The 20,372-nt window shown below is 63.8% G+C and carries 17 protein-coding genes, 1 tRNA gene and 1 pseudogene; 10 read left to right on the forward strand and 9 right to left on the reverse strand.

The window, feature by feature from the left end:
• Positions 1-24: 24 nt before the first annotated feature.
• Both rlmB and rnr read right to left on the reverse strand, forming a co-directional pair.
• On the reverse strand, positions 25-762 hold the full coding sequence (gene rlmB, locus HBH1_RS23615) for a 23S rRNA (guanosine(2251)-2'-O)-methyltransferase RlmB (RefSeq protein ID WP_006463568.1): 738 nt from the start codon (positions 760-762) through the stop codon (positions 25-27).
• Positions 763-852: 90 nt separating this feature from the next.
• A complete protein-coding gene (gene rnr / locus HBH1_RS23620) occupies positions 853-3,387 on the reverse strand; it encodes a ribonuclease R (protein ID WP_102664600.1) in 2,535 nt (844 codons plus the stop codon).
• A gap of 221 nt (positions 3,388-3,608) precedes the next feature.
• On the opposite strand from rnr, the gene HBH1_RS23625 reads away from it, so the two are divergent.
• Positions 3,609-3,693, forward strand: a tRNA-Leu gene (locus HBH1_RS23625).
• Positions 3,694-3,785: 92 nt separating this feature from the next.
• Here the strand turns inward: HBH1_RS23625 and HBH1_RS23630 are convergent.
• Positions 3,786-5,327: a methyl-accepting chemotaxis protein gene (locus HBH1_RS23630; protein WP_102664601.1), complete on the reverse strand. Its 1,542-nt coding sequence runs from the start codon at positions 5,325-5,327 to the stop codon at positions 3,786-3,788.
• A 239-nt stretch (positions 5,328-5,566) separates the two neighbouring features.
• Between HBH1_RS23630 and HBH1_RS23635 the strand changes: the two genes are divergently transcribed.
• Positions 5,567-7,051, forward strand: a complete 1,485-nt coding sequence (locus HBH1_RS23635; protein WP_102664602.1) for a cryptochrome/photolyase family protein — start codon at positions 5,567-5,569, stop codon at positions 7,049-7,051.
• Between the two features lie 80 nt (positions 7,052-7,131).
• Here HBH1_RS23635 and HBH1_RS23640 read toward each other — a convergent pair whose 3' ends face one another.
• The 3 genes from HBH1_RS23640 to pmbA all read right to left on the reverse strand — a co-directional run bounded on the left by HBH1_RS23640 (position 7,132) and on the right by pmbA (position 10,766).
• Positions 7,132-8,730, reverse strand: a complete 1,599-nt coding sequence (locus HBH1_RS23640; protein ID WP_006463572.1) for an MDR family MFS transporter — start codon at positions 8,728-8,730, stop codon at positions 7,132-7,134.
• Between the two features lie 104 nt (positions 8,731-8,834).
• A complete protein-coding gene (locus tag HBH1_RS23645; protein WP_006463573.1) occupies positions 8,835-9,326 on the reverse strand; it encodes a GNAT family N-acetyltransferase in 492 nt (163 codons plus the stop codon).
• A gap of 75 nt (positions 9,327-9,401) precedes the next feature.
• Entirely contained in the window at positions 9,402-10,766 is a 1,365-nt protein-coding gene (gene pmbA / locus HBH1_RS23650; protein WP_006463574.1) for a metalloprotease PmbA, read from the reverse strand.
• A gap of 75 nt (positions 10,767-10,841) precedes the next feature.
• Between pmbA and yjgA the strand changes: the two genes are divergently transcribed.
• Both yjgA and mog read left to right on the forward strand, forming a co-directional pair.
• Positions 10,842-11,444 (forward strand): ribosome biogenesis factor YjgA, encoded by a 603-nt coding sequence (yjgA, locus tag HBH1_RS23655; protein ID WP_102664603.1) that lies wholly within the window; start codon positions 10,842-10,844, stop codon positions 11,442-11,444.
• Positions 11,434-12,063: a molybdopterin adenylyltransferase gene (gene mog, locus HBH1_RS23660; RefSeq protein WP_102664604.1), complete on the forward strand. Its 630-nt coding sequence runs from the start codon at positions 11,434-11,436 to the stop codon at positions 12,061-12,063. The genes yjgA and mog overlap by 11 nt, the downstream gene beginning before the upstream one ends.
• Before the next feature lie 48 nt (positions 12,064-12,111).
• Here mog and HBH1_RS23665 read toward each other — a convergent pair whose 3' ends face one another.
• A complete protein-coding gene (locus tag HBH1_RS23665; protein WP_102664605.1) occupies positions 12,112-12,774 on the reverse strand; it encodes a hypothetical protein in 663 nt (220 codons plus the stop codon).
• 205 nt (positions 12,775-12,979) lie between these two features.
• Between HBH1_RS23665 and HBH1_RS23670 the strand changes: the two genes are divergently transcribed.
• Positions 12,980-13,648: an alpha/beta hydrolase gene (locus tag HBH1_RS23670; RefSeq protein WP_102664606.1), complete on the forward strand. Its 669-nt coding sequence runs from the start codon at positions 12,980-12,982 to the stop codon at positions 13,646-13,648.
• A gap of 159 nt (positions 13,649-13,807) precedes the next feature.
• Here the strand turns inward: HBH1_RS23670 and HBH1_RS23675 are convergent, their stop codons facing one another.
• On the reverse strand, positions 13,808-14,830 hold the full coding sequence (locus HBH1_RS23675; protein ID WP_102664607.1) for an alpha/beta hydrolase: 1,023 nt from the start codon (positions 14,828-14,830) through the stop codon (positions 13,808-13,810).
• A 206-nt stretch (positions 14,831-15,036) separates the two neighbouring features.
• Between HBH1_RS23675 and HBH1_RS25670 the strand changes: the two are divergent.
• Positions 15,037-15,129: pseudogene (locus HBH1_RS25670) on the forward strand (FaeA/PapI family transcriptional regulator); the annotation flags it as partial.
• A 45-nt stretch (positions 15,130-15,174) separates the two neighbouring features.
• On the opposite strand, the gene HBH1_RS23680 reads toward HBH1_RS25670, so the two are convergent.
• On the reverse strand, positions 15,175-15,636 hold the full coding sequence (locus HBH1_RS23680; protein WP_077238506.1) for a MarR family winged helix-turn-helix transcriptional regulator: 462 nt from the start codon (positions 15,634-15,636) through the stop codon (positions 15,175-15,177).
• 449 nt (positions 15,637-16,085) lie between these two features.
• On the opposite strand from HBH1_RS23680, the gene HBH1_RS23685 reads away from it, so the two are divergent.
• From HBH1_RS23685 to HBH1_RS23700, 4 genes are all read left to right on the forward strand, one after another.
• The gene (locus HBH1_RS23685; protein WP_102664608.1) at positions 16,086-17,585 is read left to right on the forward strand and encodes an ABC transporter substrate-binding protein; all 1,500 of its coding nucleotides are present in this window, start codon (positions 16,086-16,088) and stop codon (positions 17,583-17,585) included.
• Positions 17,586-17,680: 95 nt separating this feature from the next.
• The gene (locus tag HBH1_RS23690; RefSeq protein WP_006463582.1) at positions 17,681-18,619 is read left to right on the forward strand and encodes an ABC transporter permease; all 939 of its coding nucleotides are present in this window, start codon (positions 17,681-17,683) and stop codon (positions 18,617-18,619) included.
• Positions 18,620-18,674: 55 nt separating this feature from the next.
• Positions 18,675-19,568, forward strand: a complete 894-nt coding sequence (locus HBH1_RS23695) for an ABC transporter permease (RefSeq protein WP_006463583.1) — start codon at positions 18,675-18,677, stop codon at positions 19,566-19,568.
• 45 nt (positions 19,569-19,613) lie between these two features.
• A partial coding sequence (locus HBH1_RS23700; protein WP_102664609.1) for an ABC transporter ATP-binding protein occupies positions 19,614-20,372 on the forward strand: 759 nt, incomplete at its 3' end.

The following is a 20,372-nucleotide window of genomic DNA, read 5'->3' on the forward strand; positions in this document are numbered from 1 at the left end:
GTTGTCATGCGGGGATGACCGGACTTACCTGGGCAAGCGCTGACGTCGCGCCTCGTACAGACACACGCCCGATGCCACCGACACGTTCAGGCTCTCGACCGAACCGAACATGGGGATGTTGACCAGCACGTCGCAGGTCTCGCGGGTCAGGCGACGCATGCCCTCGCCTTCGGAACCCATGACCAGCGCGGTTGGGCCGGTGAAGTCGCCCTCGTAGAGGCCCTTCTCGGCGTCGTCCGTGGTACCGATGATCCAGACGCCGCGCTCCTTCAGGTCGCGCATGGTGCGCGCCAGGTTGGTGACGGTGATGTAGGGCACGGTATCGGAGGCGCCGCTGGAGACCTTCATGGCCGTGGCGTTGAGGCCCACGGCGCGATCCTTGGGGGCGATCACGGCGTGCGCGCCGGCACCGTCGGCCACGCGCAGGCAGGCGCCCAGGTTGTGCGGATCGGTGATGCCGTCCAGGATCAGCAGCAGCGGCGGACCGACCACGGCGTCCAGCAGTTCATCCAGGGTGCGCGCCAGCGACAGTGTGGCGGCCTTGGCGACCACGCCCTGGTGACGGCGCGTACCGACCATGGCCGACAGACGCTGGTCGTCGGCCTGGATGATGCGCACATTGGCTTCCTTGGCCGCATGCAGCATATCCAGCATGCGGCGGTCGCGGCGCTCGGCATCCACGTAGATCTCGTCCACCGAGGAAGCCTCGTGGCGGATGCGGGAGGTCACGGCATGGAAGCCGAAAATCATTTTGCTCTTCATAAATCCTGCTTGTGTCTTTCGTCTTGCGGTCAAATCATTCCATCAAACCCGGTCGCAGGCTGCCTGGGCAGCTGGCGGCCGGGGACATGCTCATCGCTTCTTCTTGCCGCCCTTGTTGAAACCCTTGGCGGCGGCGCGCTTGCGGTCGGCTTCGCCGGCGCGGGCGTGGCTGGCGCCGGTCTTGGCCTGGGCACCACCCTTGGCACCCTTGCCCTTGGCGGCCACGGCGGCCGGCTTGGGCGCGGCGCCCTTCTTGGCGCGGGTTGCCGGTTGACCGGCGTCACCGCCGGCGCCGTTCCCGGCCGCATTCCTGGCCGACCCAGACTTGCCACGCGCGGCACTTTCGGCGCGCTTGGCTTCATTCTTGATCAGGGTGCGGATGCCCGGTTCGTTGACCAGCGACAGATCGATCTTGCGTGCATCCAGGTCGACCCGGCTGACCTGCACGGTCACGCGATCGGTCAGCTGGTAGCGGATGCCGGTGCGTTCGCCGCGCAGTTCGTGGCGCGCTTCGTCGTACTGGAAGTAGTCGGCCCCCAGTTCGGTGACGTGCACCAGGCCTTCGATATAGAGCGCATCGAGCTGCACGAAGATGCCGAAGGTGGCCACGCCGGCGATGGTGCCGGTGAATTCCTCGCCCAGCTTGTCGCGGATGAAGTAGCACTTCAGCCATGCTTCCACGTCACGCGAGGCCTCGTCGGCGCGACGTTCATTGGCCGAACAGTGCAGGCCCAGCGCTTCCCAGATCGCCAGGGCGCTTTCGCCACGCGGCTTCTTGCCGGCGGCCTTGTCGGTGGCGCGCTGCAGTGCCTGCGCCTTGCGGGCGGCCGGCGAGATCGAGGTATTGAGCGCGCTGCTGTCGATACCCTTGGGCTCGTAGCGCTTGCCCTGCAGCACGGCCTTGATGGCACGATGGGTCAGCAGGTCGGGATAGCGACGGATCGGGCTGGTGAAGTGCGCGTAGGACTCGTAGGACAGGCCGAAGTGACCGATGTTGTCGGGGCTGTAGACCGCCTGCTGCATGGAGCGCAGCAGCATGGTCTGGATCAGGACCGCATCCGGACGCGCCTTGACCTTGGGCATCAGCTCCGCATAGTCGGACGCACTGGGGGTGTCGCCCCCACCCAGGGTGAGGCCCACCTGCTTGAGGAAGGTCCGCAGCTGGGTCAGCTTTTCCTTGGTCGGGCCGGCGTGGATACGGTACAGCGCCGGGTGATCGTGACACTTCAACAGGTCGGCCGCGCACACGTTGGCCGCCAGCATGCACTCTTCGATCAGGCGGTGCGCATCGTTGCGGGTGCGCGGCAGGATCTTCTCGATCTTGCCGGCGGCATTGCAGACGATGTAGGTCTCGGTGGTCTCGAAGTCGATGGCACCACGCGCCTGGCGCGCCGTCAGCAGCGCCTGGAAGACTTCGTAGAGGTGCGTCAGGTGCGGCACCAGACCGATCCGGCGCGCCGCCTCCGGGCCCTTGGTATTGCCCAGGATCGAGGCCACTTCGGTATAGGTCAGGCGGGCCGCCGAATGGATCACGGCAGGATAGAACTGGTAGGCCTTGATCTCGCCCTTGGCGGTGATCACGGCGTCGCAGACCAGGGTCAGGCGATCGACATCGGGGTTCAGCGAGCACAGGCCGTTGGAGAGCTTCTCCGGCAGCATCGGGATGACCCGGCGCGGGAAATAGACCGAAGTGCTGCGCTCCAGCGCGTCGGTATCCAGGGCATCGTTGGGCTTGACGTAATGGCTGACGTCGGCGATCGCCACGATCAGGCGGTAACCCTTGGTGCGACCGATCTTGACCGGTTCGCAATAGACCGCGTCATCGAAGTCGCGGGCATCTTCGCCGTCGATGGTGACCAGCGGGACATCGCGCAGATCGACCCGGTCCTTCAGATCGGCCGCCTTGACTTCGCTGGGCAGCTTGGCCGAGAGCTTCTTGGCCGCTTCCGAGAATTCGTGCGGTACGCCGTACTTGCGCACGGCGATTTCGATTTCCATGCCGGGGTCGTCGATGTCGCCGAGGATTTCGACGATCTTGCCCACGGGCTGGGTATAGCGTGACGGATGCTCGGTCAGTTCGACGCTGACCACCTGCCCGGCCTTGGCCTTGCCCGGCGAGCCGGCCAGCAGCACGTCATGGCCGATGCGCTTGTCTTCGGGGGCGACCACCCATACGCCGTTCTCGTTGAGCAGACGACCGATCACGTGGCTGTTGGCGCGCTCCACCACTTCGACGATAGTCCCTTCCGGACGGCCGCGACGGTCGGTGCCGACGATGCGGGCCTGGACGCGGTCCCCGTGCATGACCTTCTGCATTTCCTTCTCGGGCAGGAACAGGTCGGCGCTGCCATCATCGGGCAGCAGGAAACCGAAACCATCACGGTGGCTGGAAACGCGGCCCAGGATGAAGTCGGGTGAATGGGTCAGTTTGTAATGACCGGCGCGATCCGGCTTGATCTGGCCGTCACGCTCCATGGCGTTGAGGCGGCGCGTCAGGCCATCCATTTCTTCAGGCTTGACGCCGAGCGCGGCTGCCAGTGCGGCAGCGTTTTGCGCGCCGGACGAAGTGCGCAGGATGCCGAGGATCTCTTCCCGGCTGGGAATGGAATAGGGAAATTGGCTCAAAAGTTTCGTTTCGCGCAATTGTTATAAATGCCGGGGCAAGCATCGCCCGGACCGATGGAAGCCCCTAGTGTAACGGAGTTGCTGCCATTTACCTAACCGCAATACGGAGGAAGAAGGGGGTCAAGCTTTCGTATTACAACGAAAAAACACCTAGGAGATCAAGAAAAGTATTGACAGCCAGCGAATACCCTCTATAATTACGTTCTTCGCTTTACAGCGCAGCCCACGTGGCGGAATTGGTAGACGCGCATGGTTCAGGTCCATGTGCCGCGAGGTGTGGGGGTTCGAGTCCCTCCGTGGGCACCAAACAAAAAAGGTCGATTGACGCAAGTCAGTCGGCCTTTTGTGTTTTGGGGCACACGAGCAAAGCGCCTGCGCGCTTTGCCCTCCTTCCCTAGCTACCCGCGCAGCCGGAACACGCTCACCGTCTCGCTCAGGGCAGCGGCCTGTTCCTGCATCTGGCGCGCTGCGGCGGCGGCCTGCTCCACCAGCGCTGCATTCTGCTGGGTCGCCTCGTCCATCAGGTTGATGGCCTGGTTGACCTGCTCGATGCCGTCACTCTGCTCCTGCGAGGCAGACGTGATCTCGCCCACGATGTCGGTCACCCGGCGCACGCTGGCCACCACTTCCTCCATGGTCGTGCCGGCCTGCTCGACCAGCTTGCTGCCGGCCTCGACCTTGCCGACCGAATCGCCGATCAATTCCTTGATTTCCTTGGCCGCACTGGCCGAGCGCTGGGCCAGTGTACGCACTTCCGACGCCACCACGGCAAAGCCGCGGCCCTGCTCGCCGGCGCGGGCCGCTTCGACGGCAGCGTTCAAGGCCAGGATGTTGGTCTGGAAGGCGATGCCATCGATCACCGCGATGATGTCCACGATCTTGCGCGAGGAATCGTTGATCGACCCCATCGTCGCCACCACTTCGGACACCACCGAACCACCCTGCACCGCCACCTCCGAGGCGGAGACCGCCAGCTGGTTGGCCTGGCGCGCATTGTCGGCATTCTGCTTCACGGTGGAAGTCAGTTCTTCCATGGCCGAGGCGGTCTCCTCCAGCGAACTGGCCTGCTGTTCGGTGCGGTTGGACAGGTCCAGGTTGCCATGGGCGATTTCGGTGGAGGCCGTGGCAATGGTGTCGGTCCCCTGGCGCACGCGACTGACGATGCCCACCAGGTTGTCGTTCATTTCCTTCAAGGCGCGCATCAGCTGGCCGGTTTCGTCACCCCGGCTGACCTCGATCTGATTGTCCAGCTGGCCCTTGGCCACGCGGCTGGCCACGTCAACCGCCTTGTTCAGCGGTGCCGTGATGGAGCGCGTAATGGCCAGCGCCAGCACCACTCCCAGGAGGATGGCGATCACCCCCAGGGTCGCCATCACGATGCGCGCCGTCCGGAACAGGCCATCGATCTCCACCGTCAGGCCCTGGATGCGCTCGGTCTGCATGTTCGCCAGCTTTTCGATGGCGGCCAGGTAGACCCGCGTACTGGGCAACAGCTGCTCGTCGACCACCTTGCGGGCGGCTTCCTCGTTACCGGCATCCTTTTCCTTGAAGACGGCGGCGTTGGCGGCCAGCACCACCTTGCGCCGCTCGTTGATCTCATTCAGACCGGCCCGCCCGGCGTCATCGGTGATCAGTTCTTCCATGCGCTTGACCAGCTCATTGTTCTTGCTGATGGTGGCGCCGATTTCCTGCTTGTAGAACTTCTGCTGTTCCGGGTCGGCATTCTTGGCCGCAGCCACGATGCGCCCGACGTTGATCTCGATGGACTTGTAGAAGGTATTGACCAGCCGCTCCTTGACCAGTGCATCGTTGACCATCATGTCGTTGAGCTTGCCTACGGCCTGCAGGCGCCAGATGCCGATGCCGGTGATCATTGCCATCAACACCAGGACCGCCGCAAACGCCAACCCCAGGCGGACGCCGATTGTCATATTCTTCATTGCTTTTCCATCTCCCATTGTGTGAGACGCAGACATTGCGACCGCGTCACTCCCCGCTTCCGCATCCCCATGCGGATGAATCATTATCGGTCAGGTGATGTCGCACTTGAGATGCCTTGCGTCAAATCGGCAGAAATCTTTTATCATCCGGGGCAGACGCTACCGATCAGTAGCGAGCCTCGGAAAGCGAGCTTTTCTTCCCGGGCGCCACCCTCATCAACCCTCATTCTGCGAACGCAATGTCCCAATTCGAGAATTCCCTGGTCTGGTTCCGCCGCGACCTGCGCCACACCGACCATGCGGCCCTGTATCACGCGCTGTCGCAGAGCGCCAACGTCTGGTGCGCTTTCGTCTTCGATACCGACATCCTGGACGCCCTCGAGGCCGAAGGGGTCAGCCGCGACCGTCGCATCGACTTCCTGCTGGCCAGCGTGGCAGAGCTGGATGCCGCCTTGCGCAAGGCCGGTGGTGGTCTCATCGTGCTGCATGGTTCAGCCGCCCAGCGCATCACCGAACTGGCGGCCGAACTGGAGGTGCAGGCGGTCTTCACCAATGCCGACTATGAGCCGGCCGCCATCGAGCGCGACCAGTTGGTAGCGCGACAACTGAAGAAACAAGGCGCACTGCTGCTCAGCTACAAGGATCAGGTCATCTTCGAAAAAGATGAAGTATTGACCCAGTCGGCCAAGCCCTTCTCGGTCTTCACGCCCTACAAGAACGCCTGGATGGCCAAGCTGGCAGCCGCCGGTGGCGACTTCTACCTGAAACCCTATCCGGTGGAAAAATACCTCAAAGCGCTGGCCAAACCGCCTGCCAGACTGGACCACACCCTACCCACCCATGCGCAACTCGGTTTTGAGCCCAGCAATCTGCAGGAACTGAAGATCCCCACCGGCATGTCCGGGGGCCAGGCGCTGCTGGACGATTTCCTGGGGCGTATCGGGGCCTACGGTACGGCGCGTGATTTCCCGGCGGTGAAGGGGCCGTCCTACCTGTCGGTCCACCTGCGCTTTGGCACCGTGTCCATCCGCACGTTGGCGCGCGCGGCCATGCAGGCCATGCACGCCGGCCAGGGGGCGGCCGGGGCGGCGGTGTGGCTGTCGGAGCTGACCTGGCGCGATTTCTACTTCATGATCCTTCACCACCATCCGCGTGTGACTGAAAAAGCCTTCAAGCCAGAGTACGACGCCATCCGCTGGGAACAGGGCCCGCATGCCGAAGAACTGTTCGCCGCCTGGTGCGAAGGCCGCACCGGCTACCCGCTGGTGGATGCGGCCATGGCCCAGATCAACCAGACCGGCTACATGCACAACCGCCTGCGCATGGTGGTGGCCAGCTTCCTGACCAAGGACCTGGGCATCGACTGGCGCTGGGGTGAGCGCTATTTCGCCATCCACCTCAACGACTTCGACCTGTCTGCCAACAACGGCGGCTGGCAATGGGCCTCGTCCTCGGGCTGCGATGCCCAGCCCTATTTCCGCATCTTCAACCCGGTCACGCAGTCGGAGAAGTTCGACCCCGACGGCAAGTTCATCCGCCGTTATCTGCCGCAGCTGGCCAAGCTCTCCGACAAACGCATCCACGCGCCGTGGACAGCCACGCCGGACGAGCGCATGGATGCGGGCGTGACGCTGGGCCAGAACTATCCGCGTCCCATCGTGGACCACGCCCAGGCGCGCGAGCGCACGCTGGAACGTTATGCGGTGGTGAAGAAGGCCGAATAAGCCCGACGACCGATCTGCATGGGCAAGAAAAAACGGACTGCAACTCACATTGCAGTCCGTTGTTCATTTCGCCGGGAGGATCACTCCGACATGACAGGCTCCACCTTCTTGTCCTGATCGAAGCGGATCGGCGGCACCCGTCGCACCATCCACAGGCCCACCAGCGCGGCCACGATGGCAATGGCGATGCCCATGTGGATGGCCCCGACCAGCGCGTCACGGGCCGCATCCAGCAAGGCCGAGCCATTGTGGCCGGCCTGCATCAGCTGGGCCAGCAGCACCGACTGGATGTCGTGGTTGACCAGCACTTCCGGGTCGCTGAAATCCTTGAGCCACTGGGCGGCATGATCGCCCTCCAGCGCCTTCTGCACGCCGGCACCATACATCTGGCTGACCAGCGTGCCGGTGATGGCGGTCCCCAGCATCCCGCCGATCATGCGCAGGGACTGCAGCAAGGCGGTGGCGATGCCCAGGTGCTCGCGGGCCGCAGCCTGCTGGGCGAACACCGTCAGGTTGGGCAAGACCAGCCCCAGCCCGAAACCGCCGGCCAGCATCACCGCCAGCAGGAAGCCGTTGCCGGTATTGCGGTCGCACAGCACCACCCCCAGGCAGGCGGCGGCGATCAGGGCGAAACCCAGGTTCATCATCAGGTTGGGGTTGGGAATGCGGGTGATGATGCGGCCATTGACGATGCTGGCCACGGTAATACAGGCCACCAGCGGCGTGATCAGCAGGCCGGCCTCACGCGGGCTCAGGCCGAAGCCGCCCTGGAACAGCAGCGGCGCATACATCAGCAGCGAGAACATGGCAAAGCCGGCCAGCACCGATAGCAGGAACAGGCTGGCCAGCGCCCGGTCACGCAGCATCTCGAAGGGCAGGATGGGTTGCGCGGCGCGCTGCTCCCACTTCCACAAGGCATAGAACGCTGCCACCGAGAGCAGCAGCAAGGCCAGCATGCCGCCGGTGATGCCGCGCTTGGGCAAGAGCTCCACCAGCAATTGCAGGCTGCCCAGCGACAGCGAGATCAGTAGCGCGCCCGGCCAGTCCAGCCGCATCTTGCCCGCATGCTGCATATGCCGGATGTGCGGCACGAAGCGCCAGACGAAGAACAGCGAGATCACGCCGATGGGCAGGTTGCAGTAGAACACCCAGCGCCAGCCCAGGCCCTGCGTGAGGAAGCCGCCCAGCGACGGCCCCACGGCAGTGGCGATGCCGAACGAGGCCGACAGGATGATCTGCCAGCGCAGCCGCACGCGGGGATCGGGAAACAGGTCGGCAATCGACGCAAAGCAGGTCCCCACCAGCATGCCCCCGCCGATGCCCTGCAGGCCGCGCGCCAGCACCAGGAACAACATGCTGTCGGCCATGCCGCACAGGGCCGAGGCACCGACGAAGACCACGATGGATGCGATCACGAAGGGCTTGCGGCCGAAATAGTCACCCAGCCGCCCGAAGATGGGCACCGTGATCACCGAGGTCAGCAGATAGGCCGTCGCCACCCAGGCATAGAGTTCGAAGCCCTTCAGCTCGGCCACGATGGTGGGCAATGCGGTGCCGACGATGGTCTGGTCCAGCGCGACCAGCATGATGACGAAGCAGATACCGAGCGTGGCCAGCAGGGATTCACGGAACGGCAGGACTTGGCCGCTGGAGTGGGCGGCGGCGGTGTGTTGGGCCATGTGGCGAGGGATGCAATCCGGAAGTTGCGCAGGTGCGCCAATCCGCCATTCTAGCGCCGCAGCGTGCGCCCTGCAGATCGCCTCACCGCAGCCTCACAGCAGCCTCACAGCAGCAACTCGTAGCGCCGCTCGTTGAGCTTCACGCCCCAATGCGAGCCGATGCGCTGCTCGGCCAGCACGAAGCCATGTCGTTCATATAACGCATTTGCTGCGTGCAGTCCCTCGAAGCTCCACAGGTAGATGGAAGGATAATCCCGCTCGGCGCAAGTGCGCACCGCCTCGGCCACCAGGGCATCGCCGACGCCGCGCCCGCGCAGTTTTTCGGAGGCGATGAACCAGCGTAGCCAGGCGCCCTGCTGCTGTGCATGCTGGCCATCGATGGTGAGCGAGCCCTCGACGCGCCCGTGAACGGCGGCGGTCCAGAAACCGTCGCGGCTGTCGTCGTAGCGACTCATGAAGGCGGCCAGCTCGGTGGCGATGCGCGCTTCGAAGTAGACCCCGAAGCTCCAGTTTTCGGTGTAATAGGCGGCGTGCAGCTCGGCTACCCGCCCGATGGCGCCTGGCAGATAGCCGCGCCGGATGTGGATGTCGTCCAAGGCTTGCCTCCCGGTCAGGGCGGCTGCGGCCGTGGCACCGCAACACCCTGACGGGCGCTGCGGCTTGCACCGGGCTCAGTCGCCAGCGATGGTCATGTTTTCCAGCAGGATGGAACCGGTTTCCTTGGTTCCGCGCACCAGCGTGTCGTTACCCACGGCGACGATCTGGCGCAGCATGTCCTTCATGTTGCCGGCGATGGTGATCTCCTCCACCGGGTACTGGATGACACCGTTCTCGACCCAGTAACCGGAGGCGCCACGCGAATAATCGCCGGTGACGTAGTTCACGCCCTGCCCCATCAGCTCGGTCACCAGCAGGCCGGTCCCCATCTTCTTCAACATGCCCTTGAAGGTGTCGGCCTTGGTGGTCAGGTCCGAGCGCAGTGTCAGGTTGTGCGATCCGCCGGAGTTGCCGGTGGTCTGCATGCCCAGCTTGCGCGCCGAATAGGTGGACAGGAAATAGCCCTGCACCACGCCATCCTTGACCACTTCGCGCTTGACGGTGCGCACGCCTTCTTCATCGAAGGGCGCCGAGCCCACGGCACCGATCACGTGCGGATCTTCCAGGATCTGGATGTGCTCGGGGAAGACCTGCTGGCCCAGCGAATCCAGCAGGAAGGTGGACTTGCGATACAGCGCACCACCCGAGACCGCCTGCACGAAGGCGCCCAGCAAACCGGCCGCCAGCGGTGCCTCGAACAGCACCGGGCACTTGCGGGTGCTCAGCTTGCGTGCATTCAGGCGCGCCAGCGCGCGTTCGGCGGCGTAGCGGCCGATGGCTTCCGGCTTGGCCAGCAGCTTGGGGTCGCGCTTGGAGGAATACCAGTCGTCGCGCTGCATGCCCGCGCCCTTGCCGGCAATGGGCGCCACCGAGATGGTGTGGCGCGAGAACGGGTAGCCGCCCATGAAGCCACGGCTGTTGGCTGCGATGAAATGCGAGTGTTGCACATAGACCCCGGCCCCTTCGCTGTTGCTGATGCGGGGATCGGTCTCCAGCGCCGCTGCCTCACAGCGTTGGGCCAGCGCCACAGCTTCTTCGGTGGAAATGTTCCATGGCGAAAACAGTTTCAGGTCGCGCGGCGCCATTTCCAGCATCTCGGCCTCGGGCAGGCCGGCGCAGTCATCGATGGAGGTGAAGCGGGCGATGTTGTAGGCCGCTTCCACCGTTTCCTTCAGCGCCTGCTGCGAGAAATCCGAGGTGCTGGCATTGCCGCGCCGTACCTGGCGGCCTTCTCCGAGGAACACCGTGACACCGATGCCCTTGTCCTTGTTCTGCTCGATGGTCTCGATCTTGCCCTTGCGCACCGCTACCGACAGGCCACTGCCTTCGCTGATATCGACGGCGGCGTCCGAGGCGCCCTTGTCACGGGCATAACGCAGGACATCCTGCGCCAATTGCTTCAACTGATCCTGACTGTGCGTAAATGGGGTATCGCTCATGAGCCTGTTTTCTCTGAAATGCGGGTAAAACGGTTATCATAGCAGTCGTTAAGCTTTATTTCTCGAAGTCACGATATGCCCAATGCCAACCGCGGCGCTGTCGGATTCCAGTCCAGCGAATTCGAACAGGAATACGACCGCCCCTCCAAGTCCCAACTCAAGCGCGAGATGGATGCCCTGCAAAAACTGGGCGAATCGCTGGTCGCCGAACCGCGCGACCGCGTCAAGCGCGTCCCCATGCCGGAAGACGTGCGCGATGCCATCCTCGAATGCCAGCAGATCAAGGACCACGAAGGCCGTCGCCGCCAGATGCAGTACGTGGGCAAGAAGATGCGCACACTGGAGCCGGATGAACTGGCCATCATCCAGAAGACCATCGACAGCTGGCACGGCGCCTCCAAGGCCGAAACCGCCGCCATGCACGCACTGGAGCGCCGCCGCGAAAAGCTGCTGGCCGACGACCAGGCCCTGACCGAACTGCTGGACCGCCATCCCGAGGTCGATGCGCAGCACATGCGCACGCTGATCCGCAATGCCCGCAAGGAACAGTCCGAGCACAAGCCGCCCAAGGCCTACCGCGAAATCTTCCAGATCCTCAAGCAGCTGCAGACCCAGGCCAACCTGGCCAAGGGCGAAGCGGTCGAGGACCAGGATCAGCAGGACGACGATGAGCGTTGAAGCCCAGGCCGGCCAGCGCGAGGTGCTGCGGGTCGGACTGGTCTCGATCTCGGACCGCGCCTCCGGCGGGGTCTACCAGGACCAGGGCATCCCGGCCCTGCAGGAATGGCTGGGCAGCGCGCTGACCACCCCGTTCCAGATCGAAACCCGCCTGATCCCCGACGAACGCGCCCAGATCGAACAGACCCTGATGGAACTGGTCGACGTCGCCGCCTGCGACCTGGTGCTCACCACCGGCGGCACCGGCCCCTCGCGCCGCGACGTCACGCCCGAAGCCACGCTGGCCATCGGCACCAAGGAAATGCCGGGCTTCGGCGAGCAAATGCGGCAGATCAGCCTGCAGTTCGTGCCGACTGCCATCCTGTCGCGCCAGGTGGCTGTGATCCGCGAGACCGAGCGCCACGCTGCGCTGGTGCTGAACCTGCCGGGCCAGCCCAAGTCCATCCGCGAAACACTGGAAGGCCTGAAGGAGGCCGATGGCAAGGTCAAGGTGCCGGGCATCTTCGCCGCCATCCCCTACTGCATCGACCTCATCGGTGGCCCCTACATCGAGACCGACGACACCGTCTGCAAGGCCTTCCGCCCCAAGTCGGCGATCCGGCCGGCGACCAAACCCTAGGGCATGTTCACACTGAATCTGCGAAAGCAGATTCAGTGTGAACAGACGCTAGTTCGGACACTTCCCTTCATCCGGCCCGCCGCACAGCGTGGCCGCGTTCAGCAGATCCAGGAACTGCTGCAGACCCGCCGGGCTGATCCGGTAAGGGTATTGCTTCAGTGCGTTCTCGGTCGGCGGCCGCCAGCTGAACTGCACCACGAACAGCCGTTCCTTGCCCTGATAGACCGCCAGCACCGTCCCCTCGCCATACGGGGCCGAGGGACCGACGCGGTCGCAGAAGCCACCGCTGACCGACAGCGGGATATTGTTGGTGCTGCCATCCTTCTGCGACATCGGCACGAAGCGCCCCGGGCAATTGCGCTGGGCACCCTGCATCACCTCGCTCAGGGCCACCTGCGGCACGGTCACATTGCGCGCCCGGATGTTGGCCAGCAGGCCGGCGTCGGGAAAACTGCGGCGCTGCACGCCCATATAGCCCTCGCGCCAGGAATCGTGCGCCTCGTTGGCGGGCAGGAAGTCGACCACGTAATCGCCCTCCGGATCACCATTCATGTAGGCCAGCCGCCAACCCGGCGGCGGCGCGATCATCAGGTTTTCGCCCACGGGCTGGAACAGCCGTCCCTCGGCCTCGGCATGCCCCTGCACGGGCGCCAGCATCAGCAATGCGGCGCAGGTGGCCAGCAGGTGGCGGATCAATGGTCGGCAATTCATGGAAGCATCCTCGTTCGGCGCGGCAGCATTTGCGCGGTGTTCATCGTATGATGTGAGCCCATCGCAATATGACTAGCTCGCAGCGACACTGGACGACGGACAACACCGTATTGTGCGCCGCCCCGGCGGCAGACACAAATCCACTGCCTGCTCTGTGCCGTCAAGCGCCAACCGTCAACTCACAAGCAATCAGGAAACCTCACCCATGGCCGCCCAACTCGAAACGATACAGATCGAAACCGCCCCCAACCCGACTGCTGCCGTCATCTGGCTGCACGGCCTGGGTGCCGACGGGTCGGACTTCGTGCCCATCGTGCGCGAGCTGGACCTCTCCGGCTGCCCGCCGATCCGCTTCATCTTCCCCACCGCGCCCACCATGCCGGTGACCATCAACGGTGGCTACGTGATGCGCGCCTGGTACGACATCTTCGCCCCCGACCTGGTGCGCCGCGAAGACGAACCCGGCCTGCGCGCCTCGCAGGCCGCCGTCGAAGCGCTGATCGCCAACGAAAAGGCGCGTGGTATCCCGGCCGAGCGCATCGTGCTGGCCGGCTTCTCGCAAGGTTGCGCCATGACCCTGCAGACCGGCCTGCGCCATCCGGAGCGACTGGCCGGTCTGATGTGCCTGTCCGGCTACCTGCCGCTGGCAGCCACCATCGAGGCCGAACACCACGGTGCCAACCATGACACACCGATCTTCATGGCGCATGGCACCATGGACCCGGTGGTGGTGCTGGAACGCGCCGTCAAATCGCGCGAACTGCTCACGCAACTGGGCCACAAGGTCGAATGGCATGACTACCCCATGCAGCACTCGGTGTGTGGCGAAGAAGTGGCTGATATCGGCGCCTGGCTGACCAAGGTCCTGGCCTGAAGTCCCCGGCCCTGAGCCCTGAGTTCTGATCCCCTGATGCCGCGCTGAACGCGGCGGCGACGGAAAACACAACGCCCCCGGACGACACTGTCGTTCGGGGGCGTTGTGCTTGAAGCTGGCCGCGGCCGATGCAGCGGTCCGGCACTTCCGGTCAGGCGATTACTTCAGGCGGAACTTCAGTTCCTCGCCAGCCTGACGCATTGCGGTCTGCACGGCAGGTACCTTGGCCAGCACGTTCAGCAGGCCGAAGTCGTGGATCATGCCGTTGTAGCGCACGCTGGTCACAGCCACACCGGCGGCTTGCAGCTTGCGACCGTAGGCTTCGCCTTCGTCACGCAGCACGTCGTTTTCGGCGGTCTGGATCAGGGTCGGCGGCAGGCCGGTCAACTCAGCCTGGGAAGCATTGAGCGGCGAAGCGTAGATTTCCTTGCGCTTGGCGGCGTCGGTGGTGTAGCTGTCCCAGAACCACTTCATCATGTTCTTGGTGAGGAAGTAGCCATTGGCGAACTGGTTGTAGGAACCGGTCTCGAAGTTGGCATCGGTCACCGGCCACATCAGCACTTCCGAACGCAGTGCGGGGCCACCCTTGTCCTTGGCCATCAGGGCCACGACCGCGGCCATGTTGCCGCCGACGCTGTTGCCGGCCACGGCCAGGCGCTTGCCATCGACGTTGATTTCCTTGCCATGAGCGGCCACCCACTTGGTGGCGGCGTAGGCCTGGTTGATCGCCGCACCGTAACCGGCTTCCGGCGACGGGGTGTAGTTCACGAACACGGCCACGGCACCGGAGTTGGCCACCAGGTCACGCACCAGACGTTCGTGGGTCGGGAAGTCGCCCAGCACCCAGCCACCGCCGTGGAAGAACATGAAGGCCGGCAGCGTCTTCTTGGCCGAACCGGCCGGACGCACGATGGTCAGCTTGATTTCCTGGCCGTCGGCGGTGATGGTCTTTTCCGACACATCCGCCTTGGGCAGTTCCAGCTTCACGCCGGCTTGCGCCCCCACCAGCACGGCACGTGCATCTTTCGGGGAGAGCTGTTCCAGGGGCTTGCCACCGCCCGCTTCCAGGGCTTGCAGGAAGGACTGGGTGGTCGGCTCGACACCGGCGTCACCAGCTGCGTAGGCATTGCCGAATACCAGACCGATGGCGGCGACGGCGGCGAGTTGCTTGAACGATTTCATGATCTTCTTCCTTTTTCTATGGTCGGATTGGTGCATCTGCACCGGGAAATTTCAACGAGGGAACAACAACCAGCTACTTCTAAACACTGACCCCAAGGGTCGAAAACTGCATGGAAAGCCCATACAACTAAATCACTATTAAATAGCAAACTACTTATTAGAACCATTGGCTCTGCGTATAACAGCGTGGCCTGCAAACCTGGGCGATATACCTTGCTCACCATCAATCACCATCGATCACCACCGAGATTGCCGATGCAATTAATTTATCACACTATTATATAGCGCACTACTTATACCACCTTAAAAAAGGGACGCCGGCATCGCCGTTACATCCCTCTCGCTCACTCGCCCGTGTTCTTGTGCAAGCGGGCGCGCAGCTCCATCAATTCTTCCTTCATCGCCATCAGTTCGGCGGCGGTGGACTCGGTCGCCCTCAACACTTCCCTCGGCAGCTCCACGGCCTGCTCACGCAGTGCGTCGCCTTCGGGCGTCAGGGAAATGACCACCTGGCGCTCATCGCTGGCCGCCCGTTCGCGGGTCAGCAGTCCCTGCGCTTCCATGCGCTTGAGCAAGGGCGTGAGCGTGGCCGAATCCAGCACCAGGCGCTCGCCAATCTCGGAGACCGTCAACTGGTCCTGCTCCCACAACACCATCAGCACCAGATACTGCGAATAGGTGATGCCCATGTTGCGCAAGAGCTTGCGATAGAGCTTGCTCATCGACAGCGAAGTCGAGTACAGCGCAAAACACAACTGGGCATCCAGTAGCGGGGCCGCCTTGCGTTTGTCTGTTTTCGAATTCATGGACGCAGTTTAACGAGGCCAAAATTAAATAGCAAGCGATTTAATGAAAAATCTTTTAATGCGCTCTTGCGAGGTCATTCCGCAACATGATCTTGCCCCATCACCTGCCCACATCCGATAGCCTCGCGCGCACCGCCGCAGGGCATTGCTCCAGCGGCGAACCTCACTACGCCCTGCCATGAATCACGGCACGAAGCACCGCCCGGAGGCCTCTCCGGCCGACCAGGCAAGTGCTGCAAGGCAGCCCGCAAGTTGCGCCCGATCCGGGCAGACATGGCACGGTTCATGCATGTCTTCTTTGTTGTATACATTGACGTATCCGTCCTTGCCCTCACCGTTCTCATCGCTTAAGCTGCCGCGATGGCCTGACGACATTCCCCTGCGCCGAGCGGCGTGGGAACGCCAGCCGGCTGCGACCAGTGCGTGATGACCCTTGAAAGGAACACCGAATGAACCAGCGCGTCTCCCGTTTCCTGTTGTCCACGATGTCCTCGGCGGTGCTTGCCGCCTGTTCCCTGCCGGCCCTGGCAGTGACCCTGAACATTTCCCTGGACGCCGATCCCGGCAAGCTTGATCCGACCCAGTCCTCGATGCTCAATGAGCGCATCGTCTACCAGAGCATCTTCGACAAGCTGGTGGACCTGGATGGCGAAGGCAAGATCGTGCCGATGCTGGCGGAGCGCTGGACCGTCTCGGAGGATCAGAAGACCTATACCCTCTTTCTGCGCAAGGGCGTGAAGTTCCAGGACGGCACGCCCTTCGATGCCAAGGCGGTGGAATTCAACCTGCTGCGCGGCCAGGAAAAGACCTCTTTGCGCCGTAACGAGCTGAAGTACGTCAGCAAGATCACGGTGGTGGACGAGCACACCATCAAGCTGGATCTCTCCACGCCCTTCGCGCCCTTCCTCTCCATCCTCACCGACCGGGCCGGCATGATGTCCTCGCCGGCGGCCGTGAAGAAATACGGCGACGACTACGTCAACCATCCGGTCGGTACCGGCCCCTTCAGCTATGAAGGTCGGCTCAAGGGCGCCACCATCACCCTGAAGAAGAATCCCGACTACTGGCGCGCCGGCCTGCCCAAGGTGGACGAGGTGGTCTACAAGATCATGCCGGACGTCAACGTCGCCTTCAACAACCTGCGCAGCGGCCAGGTGGACATCAGCAATCGCTTCCCCTACAAGGAAATCACCAACGTCCCCGCCAACGCCAGCTACACCGTGCTCAACAAGCCCTCGCTGGGCTTCCGCGGCTTCTACATGAATACCGGCAAGCCACCCTTCGACAAGAAGGAAGTGCGCGAAGCCGTGGACATCCTGATCGACCGCAACGCCATCGCCAAGGTGGTCTATAACAACGCGGTGGCCGCCGGTCACTCGCCCTTCTCCAAGGCGCAGTTCGCCAACGGCCCCAGCGATGTCCCGCCCAAGGTCGATGTGGCGCGTGCCAAGGCACTGCTGAAGGCGGCCGGCAAGGAAGGCGGCTTCAGCTTCAAGCTGACCCTGCCCACCACCCCGGATGAATTGCAGGTCGGCCAGATGATCCAGGGCATGCTGCGCCCCGCCGGCATCAGCGTCACGCTGGAAAAGACCGAGCTGGCCACCCAGATCGAGGCCGGCAAGGCCGGCAATTTCGAAGGCCTCTTCGTGGGCTGGAGCGGACGTCCCGATCCGGACCAGAACATCTATGACTTCGTCACCACCAATGGCTCGCTGAACTACTCCCACTTCGGCGCCAAGGAAGTGGACGACCTGCTGCAGCAGGCCCGGGTGGAAGGCGACCAGGCCAAGCGCAAGGGCTTCTACGACCAGGCCATGGCCATCCTGGTCAAGGAAGTGCCCTACATCTACACCGTGCACGACAACGTGCTGTTCGGCATCGCCAAGTCGGTCAAGGGCTTCCAGTACGTGCCCGACGGCGTGATCCGCACTGCCACCGTGTCCAAGTAGTCGCACGCCATCGCAGGTCGTCTCAGGTCGTCTCAGGTCGTCTCAGGTCGTCTCAGGTCGTTTCAAGTCGTTTCAAGTCGTTTCGAAAACAAGCCATGCCCAAGCTGCTCAAGCGTCTCCTGCTGTCCCTCCCCACCCTGCTGCTGGTGAGCATGGTGGTGTTTTCCCTGCTGGCGGTGCTACCGGGCGATCCGGTGGCCGCCATCCTCGGCATGGAAGCCACGCCGGAAGCGGCGGCCGCCCTGCGCCTGAAACTGGGCCTGGACGATCCGCTGCTGGTGCAGTACGGGCGCTGGCTGTGGGCCGTGCTGCACGGCGACCTGGGCCGCTCCTTCATCGACAACACCCCGGTGGCCGACGCCCTGTGGCAACGCCTGCCGGTGACCATCGAACTGGCCATCGGCAGCTTCCTGGTAGCGGTGATCATCGCCGTGCCGGCCGGCATCCTCTCGGCCGCACGACCGCGTGGCTGGGCCAATGCCATCGGCACCCTGATCGCGCTGTTCGGCATGTCGGTGCCACACTTCTGGCTGGGCATGCTGTTCATCATCCTGTTCGCGGTCAAGCTGGGCTGGCTGCCGGCCTCGGGCTTCGTGCCACTGAGCGTGGACTGGCACGCCAACCTGATCGCCATGATCATGCCCATGGTGGTGACCGGCCTGCGCGAATCGGCCATCCTCATGCGCATGGTGCGCAGCAGCCTGCTGGAAGTGCTCAACGAGGATTACATCCGCACCGCCTTCTCCAAGGGCCTGCGCGACTGGCAGGTGGTGCTGGGCCACGCCCTGCGCAACGCCATGATCCCGGTGCTCACCGCCAGCGGTCTGATGGTCTCGGGCATGCTCGGTGGACTGGTGATCACCGAGAGCATCTTCGGCATTCCCGGCATGGGCAAGATGATCGTGGACGCCATCTTCCAGCGCGACTACGTGACCGTGCAGGCCGGTGTACTGGCCGCCACCGTCATGGTGGTGATCGTCAACCTGGGCGTGGACCTGCTCTACAGCGTGATCGATCCGCGTATTTCACGATGATCACGATGAGCATCATGAGCACCATGCATCCCCGCCCACCCTGCCAGGCCCGACCATGAACTCCTCCACCAACACGACCAACACGACGTCCTCCCAGGCCCTGCCCGAACTGCCGCGCTGGCGCACCCTGCGCCGCTTCGCCGGCAATCGGCTGGCGCTGATCGGCGCCCTCATCATCGGGCTGCTGATCGTGCTGGCACTGGCCGCGCCACTGCTGGCGCACTACGACCCCATCTTCGACCAGGACTACGGCAACCTGCTGGCCGGCCCCAGCGCCGAACACTGGCTGGGCACCGACGACCTCGGCCGCGACATCTACACCCGCATGCTCTTCGGCTCGCGCATCTCGCTGCAGGCGGCGCTGATCTCGGTGGGGCTGGCGTTTTCCCTGGGCGTGCCCATCGGCATCGTCAGCGGCTACTACCGTGGCGCGGTCGATGCCATCGTCATGCGCGTGGTCGATGCACTGCAGGCTTTCCCCTCCCTGATCCTGGCGCTGGCACTGGCGGCCGCACTGGGTGGCGGCTTCTACAACGCCATGGTGGCGGTGGGTATCGGCTTTACCTCGTCCTTCGTGCGCCTGGCGCGCGGCCAGGCCATGACCATCCGCAACCTCGACTACGTGATGGCGGCCCGCTCCATCGGCGCCGGCCACCTGCGCATCATGTGGCGCTACATCCTGCCCAATTCGCTGGCACCGCTGGTGATCCAGGCCACCTTCGCCATGGGTACCGCGATCATCGCCGAAGCCGGCCTGTCCTACCTGGGCCTGGGCGCCAAGCCGGAAGACCCGAGCTGGGGCTCCATGCTGCACATCGCCCAGGGCTACCTGAACACCACACCGATGCTGGCCATGTGGCCGGGGCTGGCGATCTTCCTGGTGGTGCTGGGCTTCAACCTGCTGGGCGACGGCATCCGCGAAGTCTTTGATCCAAAACTGAGCCGCTGATGGCATCACCAAGTGAGTCACCAAGTGAGCCGCCAAGGAATACCCATGCTGGAAATCGACAAACTGAAAATAGAATTCCTGAGCCATGGCCGGCGCGTGGCGCCGGTCGATGGTGTCTCCTTCTCGCTGGGCAGCGACGAAACGGTCGGCCTGCTGGGCGAATCCGGTTGCGGCAAGAGCGTGACCGCGCTGTCCATCCTGCGCCTGTTCCCCATGGCCAGCCAGGCCCGCCTGTCAGGCGCGATCCGCTTCGACGGGCGCGACCTGCTGCAGGCCGAGGATGAGGCCCTGCGCGGCATCCGGGGCAAGGAGATCGCCATGATCTTCCAGGAACCGATGACTTCCCTGAACCCCTTGCACCGCATCGGCGAACAACTGGCCGAGATGCTGCGCATCCACACCGGCCTGGCGCGCCAGGAAATCGATGCCCGCGTGCTGGCCATGCTGGAACGCGTGGGCCTGGCACGGGCCGCGCAACTGGTGGACGAATACCCGCACAGCCTCTCCGGCGGCATGCGCCAGCGCGTGATGATCGCCATGGCACTGCTGTGCAAGCCCAAGCTGCTCATCTGCGACGAACCCACCACCGCCCTGGACGTGACCATCCAGGCCCAGATCCTGGACCTGATGCGCGACCTCAAGCGCGAGCAGCAGACCTCCATCCTGCTGATCACCCACGACCTGGGCGTGGTGGCCGAGATGTGCGAACGGGTGGTAGTGATGTATGCCGGCCAGGTGGTGGAACAGAGCAGCGTGGAGGACCTCTTCGACCGCCCCGCCCACCCCTACACCCACGCCCTCATG

The organism is Herbaspirillum sp. BH-1 (assembly GCF_002870055.1).
In the GTDB taxonomy this organism is placed as follows: Bacteria; Pseudomonadota; Gammaproteobacteria; order Burkholderiales; family Burkholderiaceae_D; genus Herbaspirillum; species Herbaspirillum frisingense.